The sequence below is a fragment of the Bradyrhizobium sp. 613_E4_N2_2 genome, assembly GCF_052075995.1.
GTDB classification, from domain to species: domain Bacteria; phylum Pseudomonadota; class Alphaproteobacteria; order Rhizobiales; family Xanthobacteraceae; genus Bradyrhizobium; species Bradyrhizobium barranii.
In genome coordinates, this window is record NZ_CP197234.1 from 6,272,296 (window position 1) to 6,285,400 (window position 13,105).

Consider the following 13,105-nt stretch of genomic DNA (forward strand, 5'->3'; position numbering starts at 1 on the left):
GCGGTACGAACAGACTCAGGGTTCGCAAAGAGCGGTGAGCAATGACATGAGCGATGCACAGATCGGGCTAATGACCGCGACACCCATCATCATCGCCTTCGCCATCGCGCTCCGGCGCATGGGCGTGCTGTCGACGGTGGCGACGGTATCGGCGGTGAGCCTCTCCGTCGCGATCGCGACGGTGCTGTTCACGACGCAGTAGCCGGGCACTACCGATGAGGAGACGATCAGCTATCGCCGGTCGGGCGCTATTCTCGGCAGGATGAGCTGAAACCGCGTCCCCGCGCCGGGCAGGCTCTCGAGCCGGAGCTGCCCACCCAGCCGGTCGACGACGATGCTGTGCACGATATGCAGACCGAGTCCGCTGGCGCCGTCGTGTCGGCGCGTGGTGAAGAACGGGTCGAAGGCCCGCCGTTCCACATCGGGAGCCATGCCGCAGCCGTCATCAGCAAACAGCAGCTCAACGTGGTCATCATTGACCGCACGGAGCGAGACGTTGATCGTCCCGGTCTCACCATCGGAGAACGCGTGCGTCATCGCATTGACTGCGAGGTTGGTGAGCACTTGGCCGAAAGGCCCGGGATAGCTGTCCATGGCGAGATTCGTTTCGCAGTGGAGGCTGAACGCGATGTCGCGCACCCGTAACTGCCGCTCGAACTGCGACAGAACCTGGCCGGTCAGCTCGCCTGCGTCGAAGCTGCGCCGAAGTGACTCGGTCTGGTCAGCCGCCACCTGCTTGAAGGATTGCACCCGCTCGGCGGCGCGACCGAGATTCGTGACCAGCTGCGCCGACGCATCGCTGACCAGTTCCAGAAACCCTGTCAGTGTCGAGCGCTTGAGATTACCCCGCGCGACCTCCGCCGCGAACTGCTCCGCCTTGCGCTGGAGCGTCGATGCCACCGTCAGACTGCTGCCGAGCGGCGTGTTGATCTCGTGCGCGACACCGGCAACCATGCGCCCGAGCGCCGCCAGCTTTTCCGCCTCGATCAAGGTGTCCTGGATATCGCGCAGATGGCGAAGCGCGGTCTCAGCGGCGTCCCTGGCGCTGCGAATCTCCCGCTCGGCGCGCTTGCGTTCGGTGATCTCCTCCGCTGCCACGTTGACCGCGACAATCTCGCCGTCCGGCATTCGCAGCGGGTGCCAATAAGTAACCCAGGAACGCTCCTCGACCTGATCAGCCCGTTGCCCCGCCACCTCGATACCGATCACGGGCTCGCCCGTCGCGACGATCGAGCGCACAATCTGCTCGACGGAACCCGCCAGGGCCGGCACGCAGTCCCTGACCGTATGTCCAAGATGGCCTTCGATGGATATGCCGCAGATCTCGGTCAGACGCTGGTTGATCAGCAAATAGCGGCAGTCCGGCGACAGACAGGCCAACCCGATCGGGGCGGTGTCGTAGATCAGCTGCAACGCCGGCAAAGTCGAGACCAGCATCACTTCCGAAGCCGGCGATGACCTCACTGTACTCGTCACTCAGGTTCCCCGTGGTCCCTTGCGTCGACCACATGAGATTAGCACGGAATTGGCGATCGGTTGATCTAGATCAAGAAGACGCGCCGGCGCCTCTCGTTCCGAGGCTCTGGCGTGAATCGCCTCGTTCAAAACAGAACAAAGGCCCCGATCAATAAACCTGCAGCAAAGGAGCCTAGCCCGAGGGTGCAGACGGAAACGATGCGCAAGAGGATGCGAAGCCGGCCCTCAAATTCATCGTCTGTCATCTCGTGGATATGAGCCGCCACTGGTGCTGCCCTGCCCGTGCCCTGCTCGGCACCCCCCGGATCTAGTCCCCAAATCATGGTCATCGCGAGGCATCGGTTCCGGTCGCGATGCCGTGATCGAAATTGACGAAAATGGTAGTCGCCTGGCGGGGCGGCGCCAGAGCCTCCCCCGCGACGTGATTTTGCGCCTACCGCCGCTGGTTATACACGTCGATGCACACGGCCCCGAGCAGCACCAGGCCCTTGATGACCTGCTGATAGTCGATGCCGATGCCGAGGATGGACATGCCGTTGTTCATCACGCCCATGATCATGGCACCGACCACGGCGCCGCCGACGCGCCCGACGCCACCATAGGCCGAGGCGCCGCCGATGAAGCAGGCGGCGATGACGTCGAGCTCGAAGCCGAGGCCCGCTTTCGGCGTCGCGGTGTTGAGACGCGCGGCAAAGACGAGGCCGGCAAGGGCTGCGAGCACGCCCATGTTGACGAAGGTGAGGAAGGTCAGCCGCTCGGTCTTGATGCCCGACAGGCTTGCCGCCTTGGCGTTGCCGCCGACGGCATAGATCTGCCGGCCGATCACGGTGCGGCGTGTGACGAAGCCGTAGAGCGCGATCAAGGCGCTCATGATCACCAGCACGTTCGGCAAGCCGCGATAGGTCGCGATCAGGTAGGTGAAGTAGAGCACGGCGCAGGCCAGCACCACGCTCTTGCCAAGGAAGAACGCGTAAGGCTCGACCTCGATGCCGTGCGACTGCTCCCGCGCGCGGCTCTTGGCGCTGGCATAGACCAGCCCCAGCGCCAGCACCGCGCCGATCAGCATCGAGGTCGGATGCAGCGTGCCCGCTTCGGGCAGGAACTCCGGAATGAAGCCCGACGACAATTTCTGGAAGGTCGGCGGAAACGGCCCGAGCGACTGCCCCTGCAACACCGCGAGCGCAAGTCCCTTGAATACGAGCATGCCGGCCAGGGTCACGATGAAAGACGGTATCTTGAAATAGGCGACCCAATAGCCCTGCGCCGCGCCGATCGCAGCGCCGACCACGAGGCAGGCGATGAAGGCGAGTGTATAGTCGACCTTGTACGTCACCATCAGCAGAGCGGCGACCGCGCCGACGAAGCCCGCGACCGACCCCACCGAGAGGTCGATATGGCCGGTGACGATCACGAGCAGCATGCCGAGCGCCATGATGACGATGTAGCTGTTCTGGAGCACCAGATTGGTCAGGTTGAGCGGCTGGAGCAGCGTGCCGCCGGTCATGACCTGGAAGAACAGCATGATCGCGATCAGCGACATCAGCATGCCGTAATTGCGCAAATTGTTCTTGATGAAGCTGCCGTGCCGGCGCTCCTCGGGCAGCGACACCGTCTTGTCGGTCATGGCTGCGATCCTCCCATCTCCGCGGCCTCAGGCACGCTGTTTCCGTTGCTTCGTTCGTTGCGCATGATGGCGCGCATGATCTTCTCCTGCGTCGCCTCTGCGCCCTTGAATTCCCCGACGAAGGCGCCGTCGTTCATGACGCAGATGCGGTCGCAGATGCCGAGCAGCTCGGGCATCTCCGAGGAGATCACCACGACGCCGCGCCCGGCCTCCGCAAGCTCGTTGATGATACAGTAAATCTCGTATTTGGCACCGACGTCGATGCCCCGTGTCGGCTCGTCCAGGATCAGGACCTTGGGATCGGTCATCAGCCATTTCGACAGCACCACTTTCTGCTGGTTGCCGCCGGAGAGCTGGCCGGTCTCCTGGTACACGTCGGAGCAGCGGATGCGCATGCGGCTCCGGTAGTCGCTGGCAACCTTCAGCTCGGCGATGTCGTCGATCACCCGGCCGGGTGCGACCTGGTCGAGGCTGGCGAGCGTGATGTTCTTGCGGACGTCATCTGCCAGGATCAAGCCGAGCTGCTTCCGGTCCTCGGTGACATAGGCAAGGCCGGCGTCGATCGCGGCCGCAACGCTCGGCAGCACGATCTCATGGCCCTCGAGCTTGATGCGGCCGCTGATAGTGGTGCCCCAGGAGCGGCCGAACAGGCTCATGGCAAACTCGGTGCGACCGGCGCCCATCAGCCCGGCAATGCCGACGACCTCGCCGCGCTTCACGCCGAAATTGACGTTCTTGATCACCTGCCGCTCGGGATGAATGGGGTGATAGACCGACCAGTTCTCGACGGTCAGGACAGGCCCGCCGATTTTCGCGCTGCGCTCGGGAAAGCGATGGGCGAGATCGCGGTTGACCATGCTGCGGATGATGCGGTCTTCCTGGATCGGCTCGCTGCGGCAGTCGATGCTGTCGACGGTGCGGCCGTCGCGCAGCACGGTGATGTGGTCGGCGACCTTGGCCACCTCGTTAAGCTTGTGCGAGATCAGGATCGAGCCGATGCCCTGCTCGCGGAAAGCCATCAGGCGTTCGAGCAGCGCGGCGCTGTCGGCCTCGTTGAGGCTCGCGGTCGGCTCGTCCAGGATCAGCATCCGCACCCGCTTGGACAGCGCCTTCGCGATCTCTACCAGCTGCTGCTTGCCGACGCCGAGGTCGGTGATCAGCGTATCCGGCGATTCCTTCAGGCCGACCTGCGCCAGCAGCTCGCGCGTGCGCCGGTAGACCTCGTCGCGATCGATGACGCCGAATTTTGACGGCGGATGCGACAGGAAGATGTTCTCCGCGATCGACATCAGCGGGATCAGCGCCAACTCCTGGTGGATGATGATGATGCCGAGCGCCTCAGAATCGTTGATGTCGCGGAAGCGGCGCTCCTCACCCTCGAAAACGATGGTACCCTCGTAGCTGCCGGCCGGGTAGACGCCGCTGAGCACTTTCATCAGTGTGGATTTGCCGGCACCGTTCTCGCCGACAAGCGCGTGGATCTGCCCGGCCTCGACCGAGAAGTTCACGTCACGCAGAGCCTGCACGCCTGAAAAGCTCTTGCTGACGTTGCGCATCTCCAGCATGGCGGTCATGATTTCACATCCCTCGATCGCTGCTAGTTCACCTCTCCCCGCTTGCGGGGAGAGGGAGAAGAGGCTCTCCCCGCAAGCGGGGAGAGGGGAAAGAAAGAAGCTTACTGGAACTGCGACTTCTTGTAGTAGCCGCTGTCGACCAGAGTCTTCTCCCAATTGTCCTTGTAGACCACGACCGGCTTCAAGAGATAGGACGGCACCGTCTTGGCGCCGTTCTCGTAGGTCTTGGTGTCGTTGACGGTGACCTGCTTGCCGGCGAGTGCGGCGTCGACCATGTCGGCGGTCACCTTGGCGAGGTCGCGGGTGTCCTTGAAGATGGTCGAGTACTGATCGCCGCGCAGCATCGCCTTGATCGAGGGCACCTCGGCATCCTGACCCGAGATAACAGGCATCGGCTGGCCGGCGCTGCCATAGCCCACGCCCTTCAGCGATGAGATGATGCCGATCGAGAGGCCGTCATAGGGCGACAGCACCGCGTTGACCTTCTTGTTGCCGTAGTAGGCGCTGAGCAGATTGTCCATGCGCGCCTGTGCGGTGGCGCCGTCCCAGCGGAGCGTCGCGACCTTGTCCATGCCCATCTGGCCGGAGACGACGACGAGCTTGCCGCTGTCGATGTACGGCTTCAGCACGCTCATCGCGCCGTTGTAGAAGAAGTAGGCGTTGTTGTCGTCGGGCGAGCCGCCGAACAGCTCGATGTTGAACGGGCCCTTGCCGTCCTTGAGGCCGAGCCCCTGCACAAGCGACTCCGCCTGCAGCACGCCGACCTGGAAATTGTCGAAGGTCGCGTAATAGTCGACGTTCGGCGTGCCGCGGATCAGGCGATCATAGGCGATCACGGTGATGCCTTTTGCTTTCGCCTGCTTGAGCACGTCGGACAGCGTGGTGCCGTCGATCGCCGCGATCACCAGCGCTTTCGCACCCTTGGTCACCATGTTCTCGACCTGCGAGAGCTGGTTCGGGATGTCGTCCTCGGCATATTGCAAGTCGGTGTTGTAGCCGCGCTCCTTCAGCACCTTGACCATGTTGTTGCCGTCGTCGATCCAGCGCGCCGACGATTTGGTCGGCATGGCAATGCCAACCGTCGCCTTGTCCTGGGCGGAGGCAGTGACGCCTGAGGCCATCGTCGCTGCGCCGGCCAGCGCCAGCGCGAGGAATGTCGTCTTCAGTTTCAGCATGTTTTACTCCCTTGGGTGTCAGACTGTTTCTTCGTTTCGTCGAGAACGTTGGTCGTGTGCGGCTTCGAGCCTCCTATGCGAGCTTGACGTCAGGCTCCGCGCGGCCACGCGCAGATGCCTGCAACAGGAAAGTACAGCCGGCTTGCGGATCGGCAGCGCGCGCCGCCGCGTCCATATCCTGCCAGGCCGAGGTGACGAGGAGGCGTGACAGATCAGGGCCGACGAAGGCCGGGCAGCTCGATTGCCTTGCCGGCACGCGCAGCGAGCGCAGGCGCTCGCCTTGCGGAGAGTAGACATCGATCCGGCCCGCACCCCAGCAGGCGTTCCAGATCCGCCCGTCGGCGTCGCACACCGAGCCGTCGAGCCCCCCGATGCCGGTGTGGCGCAACAGAACGTCCGGCTCGCCTCGCGGCAAGCCGGTCGCCGGATCAAGCGGAACGGCGTAGAGCACGGCGCGCGCGGTGTCGGCGAAGTAGCCGGTCGCACCGTCCGGTGAAAAGCAGATCGAATTGGGAATGGTGATGCGGGGGAACAGCATCGATATCTTGCCGCGATGGAACGCGTAGATCGCGCCCGCTCCTGCCTCCGCATTGCGGCCCATGGTGCCGATCCAGAACGTGCCGGACTGATGCACACGGGCATCGTTGGAGCGCGTCGCGGGATTGTCGGCTTCAAGCGGACAGACCAGCGTCAACGCGCCGTCGGCGAGCTTGCGGATGTAGAGGCCGTCTTCGGCGACGATCAACTGGCGCTCGGCGTCGATGCGCCCGAGACCGCTCGCCATCCGGCCGAGCGCGTGGACGCGAATGCTGCCGCTGCCGAGATTCGCCTCGAACAGCCGCTCCTCGCGGATATCGAACCACCAGGCCGTGTCGGTGCTCAAATCATAGGTCGGCCCCTCGCCGAGGTGGCACGGATCGTCCGAGAGAACCGAGGTCGGCACCTCTTCCATCATGGCGTCCTCACTCCAAAGCGATAGACCGTGTGATGACGGTAGACCTCGCCGGGATTGAGGCGCGGGCTCGGGAAATCCGGCCGGTTCGGCGCATCCGGCCAGATGTGCGGCTCGAGACACATGGCATCCGACTGCCGGATGAGCTTGCCGCCCTTGCCCGAAATCGTGCCGTCGAGATAGTTGCCGGAATAGACCTGAAGGCCGGGCTGATTGGTCAGGAGCTCCATGATGCGCCCTGAACGCGGCGCCTCCAGCCGGGCCGCGAAAGCAAGCTTGCCATCGCGCCCGAGACAGTAGGTATGGTCGTAGCCCTTGCCGTTCCGCAATTGCTGATCGCTCTCGCGGATGCGCGCGCCGACGGCTTCGCCGTCGCGGAAGTCGAACGGCGTTCCGGCCACCGCGCGCGGCGGCTCAGCCAACGGAATGGCGGTGGGATCGATGGCAAGGAAATGCTCGGCGGCGACCGTCAGCTTGTGGTCGATAATGGGCGTGCCTGAGGTCGCGCCTTCCAGATTGAAGAAGCTGTGATTGGTCAGGTTGACGATGGTCGGCCGGTCGGTTCGCGCCTCCATCGTCAACGACAGCTCGGCCGGGCCGGTGACGCGATAGGTCAGGCGCACGTCGAGCCGGCCGGGATAGTTTTCTTCGCCATGCGGGCTCGAATAGGTGAGCGTGACGCCCGGCTCCGCGCCGTCGTCGATGGCGGCGATCTCCCAGAGCTTGCGATCGAACCCGTCGAGGCCACCATGCAGCGCATTCGGACCGTTGTTGACCGGAAGCTGCACCGTTTCGCCGTCCAGCGAAAATCGTCCGTTGGCAATGCGGTTGGCGTAGCGGCCGACGGTGGCACCGAAGAACTTTCGTTCGGCGCGATAACCGGCGAACGCGTCATGGCCGAGCACGACGTCGTCGTAACCGCCTTTGGCGTCCGGTGCGATGAGCGCCTGGATCACCGCGCCATGGGTGATGATGCGGGCTTCGAACCCGCCCTCCCCGCGCAGCACGATGCGCTCGACGTTGCGGCCGTCCGGCAGCGTTCCGAAGATGTCTTTTGTTATTCTTGAGCCAGCCATGTTCAGTCCACAAACGGTTCGACGATGTTACGCTTGCCGAGCAGGAAGGCATCGGCAACGAGACGCAGCGGCGCCAGGTCGACGTCGCGCGCGCCGGTCGCGGTGAGCTTGACGAAGCGCCCGTACAGCTCGCGATATTCCTGATCGGGCGCCTCGGCAATGGTCTCGCCGTCGATCGCCATGCGCCGGCCGCCGCCCGACAACGTCATTCGGCCCTCGTCCGTTTCGACGAGGATATCCCAACTCTGCGGTCCGGTCTGGCGGAAATCGAACTCGGCGGTCACAGGCAGGCCGCCGATGTCGGTCAGCGTCAGGTTCGCGGCGATCGGGGCCTGGCAATTGGCTGGAAAGGCCAACTCGGCCGCGGTGACGAACACCGGCCGCGGCAGAATACGGGTCAGGATCGAGAGCGCGTTGATGCCGGGATCGAACACGCCGAGCCCGCCCGGCTCCCAGATCCAGCCCTGCCCGGGATGCCAGACGCGAACGTCTTCCTTCCAGTTGATGTGCACAGACTTGATCTGCCGCGTGAGAAGCCACTCGCGCGCCGGCTCGACCGCGGGCGCATAGCGCGAATGCCAGGTCGCAAACAGCGTTCGCTTGGCTTCCTCCGCCATCGCGATCAGCGGGTCGAGCTCGGCGACGCCGGTGCCGGGCGGCTTCTCCAGCATCACGTGCTTGCCGGCAGCGAGCGCCGTGGCGGCCTGGGCACGCCGTACCTGCGGCGGCGTGCAGAGCGAGACGGCATCGATCGGCGGTCCCTTTTCCAGCAATTCCTCGATGGTCGCAAAATTCGGCACGCCCGGCAGCGATGCGTTGCGGCTCGCGACGGCCGCGAGCGTCGCGCCCGCCGTCGCGGCAATCGCACCGACATGCTGGTCGCGCGCGATCTTGCCGAAGCCGACGATGGCAATGCGAAGTTCGGTCACGCTTTTTCTCCAATATCCGCGGACGGCAGCGCCTCGGCCTCGTGGCGGCGCATACCGTTGTGAATGACATAAACCATCGCTTCCGAGGCGGTCTGGGCGTCGCCGGCGGCGATGCCATCGACGATCTTCTGGTGCCAGAGCAGCACGGTGTCACGGTCCTCCGGCTCGACCGGTGCGCTGAGCAGGAAGGAGGCGCGCAGGGCGGCCTCGATGACGTGGCCGATCGAGCGCATGAACAGATTGCCCGAAGCGCGCGCCACCGCAACATGGAGCGCGAGGTCGGCGTCGGCAAAGCCGACGGAATCGGAAGCCTCAAACCGCATGCGGTCCATGCAACGACGGAGCTCGGCGAGGTCGTCCTCGGACCGCTGCGCCGCCGCCAGCATGGCCGCGCGCGGCTCGACCGCGAGGCGAATCTCGGCGAGGTCGTTGAGGAAGCGCTTGTCGATGCCGGCGTCGAGATGCCAGGCCAGCACGTCAGCGTCGAACATGTTCCAGGCGGCGCGCTCGCGTACGACGGTGCCGACGCGGGCCTTGGTGGTGAGCAGACCCTTGGCGACCAGGGTCTTCACGCTCTCGCGCAGCACCGGTCGCGACACGCCGAACATTGCAATCATCTCGGCATCGCCAGGCAGGCGCGTTCCCTCGGCGTAGCGGCCGGCGATGATGTCGACGCCGATCGAGCGGGCCACTTCCGCATGGTTGGAGTGAGCCCGGCGCGTCGGGATGACGACGATGCGCGACGTCATGTGGCTGCTCCTGCGCGCTTCGCCGCCGGCCGCCGCGCGAGCGCGACCAGCCCCTGCTGCAAGGCGATGAAGGCGAACAGTAGCACGCCGGTCGCGATCTTGGTCCACCAGCTCGACAGCGTTCCGTCGAAATTGATGTAGGTCTGGATCAAGCCCTGGATCAGCACGCCGAGGAAGGTGCCGATCACCGAGCCCTGCCCGCCCGTGAGCAGCGTACCGCCGATCACGACAGCCGCGATGGTGTCGAGCTCGACGCCGACCGCGGAGAGCGAGTAGCCGGCGCTCGTGTAGAAGGAGAACACGATGCCGGCGATGCCCGCGAGCAGGCTCGACAGCATGTAGATCCTCACCGTCATCTTGCCGACGGCAACGCCCATCAGGCTCGCGGTCGCCCGGCTGCCGCCGAGCGCGTAGACATTGGCGCCGAACCGGGTGAGATGCAGCAGCAAGGCGCCGCCGATCACGATCACGAGCATGATGATCGCGATCGCCGTCAATCGCCCTCCACCGGGCATCCGCAGCGCGAAGTCCGACACGGTGGAATAGACCGGCGCGGTGATCGGCACCGATTCCGTCGAGAGCAGGAAGCTCGCGCCACGGGCCAGGAACATCCCCGCCAGCGTCACGATGAACGGCGGCAGGTCGAAGACATGGATCACCGCGCCCATCGCAGCTCCGAAGGCCGCCGAGAGCGCGAGGATCGCGACGAAGGCAAGCAGCGGCGGCACGCCCCAGCGCTCGATCGCAAGCGCGACGAACACCGTGGTGAAACCAATCACCGAGCCGACCGAGAGGTCGATGCCGCCGGAGATGATGACGAAGGTCATGCCGGTCGCGACGATGCCGAGAAAGGCGTTGTCGGTGAGGAGATTGCCGACCACGCGGGTGGAGGCGATGTTGGGGAATTGCACGGCGCAGAGCGCAAAGCCGGCAACCAGCACGATAGCGGTGATGAGGACGGGCGGCAGGCCTTTCATGCTTTGGACCTCCGCAGCCGCGCGGCGATCCCGGCAATCCCCGAAAATTTCGGCGATTGCAGCAGCAGCACCGTCATCACCACCACCGCCTTGACCAGCAAATTGAACTCCGGTGGATAGCCCGACAGCAGAATGCCGGTGTTCATGGTCTGGATGATCAACGCACCGAGCACGGCCAGCACGAGGCTGAAACGGCCGCCGAACAGGGAGGTGCCGCCGATCACCACCGCGAGGATGGCGTCGAGCTCGAGCCAGAGGCCGGCATTGTTGGCATCCGCGCCCATGATGTCGGCCGCCGCGATCACGCCGGCGAGCGCGGCGCAGATGCCGCACCAGACGTAGACAGCCAGGATCATCGCACGCGTGCCGACGCCGGCAAGCTCGCTCGCCCGCGCGTTGCCGCCGGTTGCCTCGATCAGCAATCCGAGCGCCGAACCGCGCACCACCGCTCCGGTGAGAATCAGCATGCCCAGGGCGATCACGACCGGCATCGGCACGCCGAGCACCGCGCCATTGCCAAGCCAGACCAGATCCGGCGAGGAGAAGGTCACGATACGCCCCTCGGTAATGAGCTGCGCGATGCCGCGTCCCGCCACCATCAGGATCAGCGTCGCCACGATCGGCTGCATGCCGAGCACCGCGACGAGAAATCCGTTCCACAATCCGCAGACCAGGCCAGCGCCGAGCGCGGCCGCAAGGACCACAGGCAGACTGTGCGTGTCGGCAAGGCTCGCCGCGATCGCGCCCGAGATGGCCATGACCGCACCGACCGACAGATCGATGCCGCGCGTCGCGATCACCAGCACCATGCCGAGCGAGAGCAGCGCCACCGGCGTGCCGCGGTTGAGCACGTCGATCAGGCTGCCGAACAGCCGGCCGTCCTGGAGACGCAGATCGAAGAATTGCGGCGACACGATGCGATCGGCCGCCAGGATGACGATCAACGCGAGGATCTGGGCAAGGCCGCGGCGCGGCAACAGCGCTGTCATGCCCGACCCTCATGCGCGACAGCGGCGCCATCGGCGGCGATGGCCGCGAGAATGTTGCCGACGTCGATCGTCTCTCCCGCGAGCTCCTCGACATGGGCACGGTCGCGCAACACGACCACGCGGTCGGAATAGGTCACGATCTCATCCAACTCGGAGGAGATCACGAGCAGCGCCAGCCCGTCGTCGCAGAGCTCGCGGATCAGGCGGATGATCTCGGCATGCGCGCCGACGTCGATCCCGCGGGTCGGCTCGTCCAGCACCAGGAGGCGCGGCGAGGTCGCGAGCCAGCGCGCCAGCAGCACCTTCTGCTGATTGCCGCCGGACAGCAGCCCCACGGCGCGCTCCGGATCGGGCGGGCGGATGTCGAGCATCTTGACGTAGCGGCCTGCGATCTCGTCCTGCTCGCGGCGCGACAGCGGCCGGTGCAGGCCGCGCTTGGCCTGGAGCGCGAGCACGATGTTCTCGCGCACGGTGAGCTCGGCGACGATGCCGTCGGTCTTGCGTTCCTCCGGGCAATAGCCAAAGCCGTGGCGCACGCCGTCGCGCGGCGACTGCAGCCGCACGGGCGCCCCCTCCACCCTCGCCTGCCCGCCATCGGCGCGCTCGGCACCGAACACCAGCCGCGCTGTTTCGGTCCGGCCCGAGCCGAGCAGGCCGGCGAGACCCACGACCTCGCCATGGCGCAGCTCGAGATTGAACGGCGCGACATAGCCGGCCTTGCCGTAGTTCTCGAAACTCGCGCAGACCTCGCGCGCCCGATGCTCTCCCGCCGACGCGCGGGCGCTGGTGGTCTCGGCCAGCTCGCGGCCGAGCATCATCCGGATCAGCTCGAGCCGCGGCAGCGAGGCGGTCTCGCGCTCGCCGACCAAGCGGCCGTTGCGCAACACCGTGATGCGGTCGGAGATCTCGTAGACCTGATCGAGGAAGTGACTGACGAATACGATGCCGATGCCGCGCTTGGCGAGCTGGCGCATGATGCCGAAGAGGATCTCGACCTCGTGGCGGTCGAGGCTCGCCGTGGGCTCGTCCAGGATCAGCACGCGCGCGGAGAGATCGACGGCCCGCGCAATCGCGGTGACGTGCTGGATGGCGACGGAATAGCTGCCGAGCGGCGCGGCGACGTCGATATCGAGGCCGAAGTCCGTGAGAAGCGCCTTGGCGCGACGCCGCATCTCGCCTTCACGTACGATGCCGAAGCGCATCGGCTGTCGGTCGAGGAACAGGTTCTGCGCGACCGAGAGATTCGGTAGCAGATTGACCTCCTGGTAGACCGTGGCGATGCCGGCCTGGAGTGCGGCCTTGGCCGAGCGCGGCGCGACCTCTTCACCGCCAAGCCGGACGATGCCGGCATCGCGCGGGAATACGCCGGTGATCACCTTGATCATCGTGGATTTGCCTGCGCCGTTCTCGCCAAGCAACGCATGAATCTCGCCGGCACGAAGCGTGAAGTCGACCTCCTGCAACGCACGCACAGCACCGAAGCTTTTGCTGATCCCGCGCACCTCCAGCAGGGAAGGAGCAGGATCGGGGCTGTTCTCCATAACGACGTCACTCCCACCGGCGTCCGCTTATGCTGCGGACACC

The 13,105-nt window shown here is 65.4% G+C and carries 12 protein-coding genes; 1 reads left to right on the forward strand and 11 read right to left on the reverse strand.

Annotated elements, in window-relative coordinates; translation table 11 throughout:
- The first annotated feature begins 46 nt into the window (after positions 1-46).
- On the forward strand, positions 47-202 hold the full coding sequence (locus AB7290_RS29975; RefSeq protein WP_085965373.1) for a hypothetical protein: 156 nt from the start codon (positions 47-49) through the stop codon (positions 200-202).
- Between the two features lie 29 nt (positions 203-231).
- On the opposite strand, the gene AB7290_RS29980 is transcribed toward AB7290_RS29975, so the two are convergent.
- The 11 genes from AB7290_RS29980 to AB7290_RS30030 form a co-directional block, all read right to left on the reverse strand.
- Positions 232-1,437 carry a sensor histidine kinase gene (locus AB7290_RS29980; RefSeq protein ID WP_085399415.1) on the reverse strand — a complete coding sequence of 402 codons (1,206 nt, stop codon included), beginning with the start codon at positions 1,435-1,437 and terminating at the stop codon, positions 232-234.
- A 472-nt stretch (positions 1,438-1,909) separates the two neighbouring features.
- Positions 1,910-3,100: a multiple monosaccharide ABC transporter permease gene (gene mmsB / locus AB7290_RS29985; protein WP_085399414.1), complete on the reverse strand. Its 1,191-nt coding sequence runs from the start codon at positions 3,098-3,100 to the stop codon at positions 1,910-1,912.
- The gene (mmsA, locus tag AB7290_RS29990) at positions 3,097-4,674 is read right to left on the reverse strand and encodes a multiple monosaccharide ABC transporter ATP-binding protein (RefSeq protein WP_085399413.1); all 1,578 of its coding nucleotides are present in this window, start codon (positions 4,672-4,674) and stop codon (positions 3,097-3,099) included. Before mmsA ends, mmsB begins: the two co-directional genes overlap by 4 nt.
- Before the next feature lie 101 nt (positions 4,675-4,775).
- Positions 4,776-5,849 (reverse strand): multiple monosaccharide ABC transporter substrate-binding protein, encoded by a 1,074-nt coding sequence (gene chvE / locus AB7290_RS29995; protein ID WP_063984479.1) that lies wholly within the window; start codon positions 5,847-5,849, stop codon positions 4,776-4,778.
- A gap of 73 nt (positions 5,850-5,922) precedes the next feature.
- Complete coding sequence (locus AB7290_RS30000; RefSeq protein ID WP_085399412.1) at positions 5,923-6,801, reverse strand: SMP-30/gluconolactonase/LRE family protein; 879 nt, start codon at positions 6,799-6,801, stop codon at positions 5,923-5,925.
- Positions 6,801-7,877, reverse strand: a complete 1,077-nt coding sequence (locus AB7290_RS30005) for an aldose epimerase family protein (protein ID WP_085399411.1) — start codon at positions 7,875-7,877, stop codon at positions 6,801-6,803. Before AB7290_RS30005 ends, AB7290_RS30000 begins: the two co-directional genes overlap by 1 nt.
- 2 nt (positions 7,878-7,879) lie before the next feature.
- A complete protein-coding gene (locus AB7290_RS30010; RefSeq protein ID WP_085399410.1) occupies positions 7,880-8,806 on the reverse strand; it encodes a Gfo/Idh/MocA family protein in 927 nt (308 codons plus the stop codon).
- Entirely contained in the window at positions 8,803-9,555 is a 753-nt protein-coding gene (locus AB7290_RS30015; RefSeq protein ID WP_028150313.1) for a FadR/GntR family transcriptional regulator, read from the reverse strand. The genes AB7290_RS30010 and AB7290_RS30015 overlap by 4 nt, the downstream gene beginning before the upstream one ends.
- Complete coding sequence (gene yjfF, locus AB7290_RS30020) at positions 9,552-10,532, reverse strand: galactofuranose ABC transporter, permease protein YjfF (RefSeq protein WP_071915510.1); 981 nt, start codon at positions 10,530-10,532, stop codon at positions 9,552-9,554. The genes AB7290_RS30015 and yjfF overlap by 4 nt, the downstream gene beginning before the upstream one ends.
- Positions 10,529-11,521: an ABC transporter permease gene (locus tag AB7290_RS30025; RefSeq protein ID WP_085399409.1), complete on the reverse strand. Its 993-nt coding sequence runs from the start codon at positions 11,519-11,521 to the stop codon at positions 10,529-10,531. Before AB7290_RS30025 ends, yjfF begins: the two co-directional genes overlap by 4 nt.
- A complete protein-coding gene (locus tag AB7290_RS30030) occupies positions 11,518-13,062 on the reverse strand; it encodes a sugar ABC transporter ATP-binding protein (RefSeq protein ID WP_085399408.1) in 1,545 nt (514 codons plus the stop codon). The genes AB7290_RS30025 and AB7290_RS30030 overlap by 4 nt, the downstream gene beginning before the upstream one ends.
- Positions 13,063-13,105 lie beyond the last annotated feature (43 nt).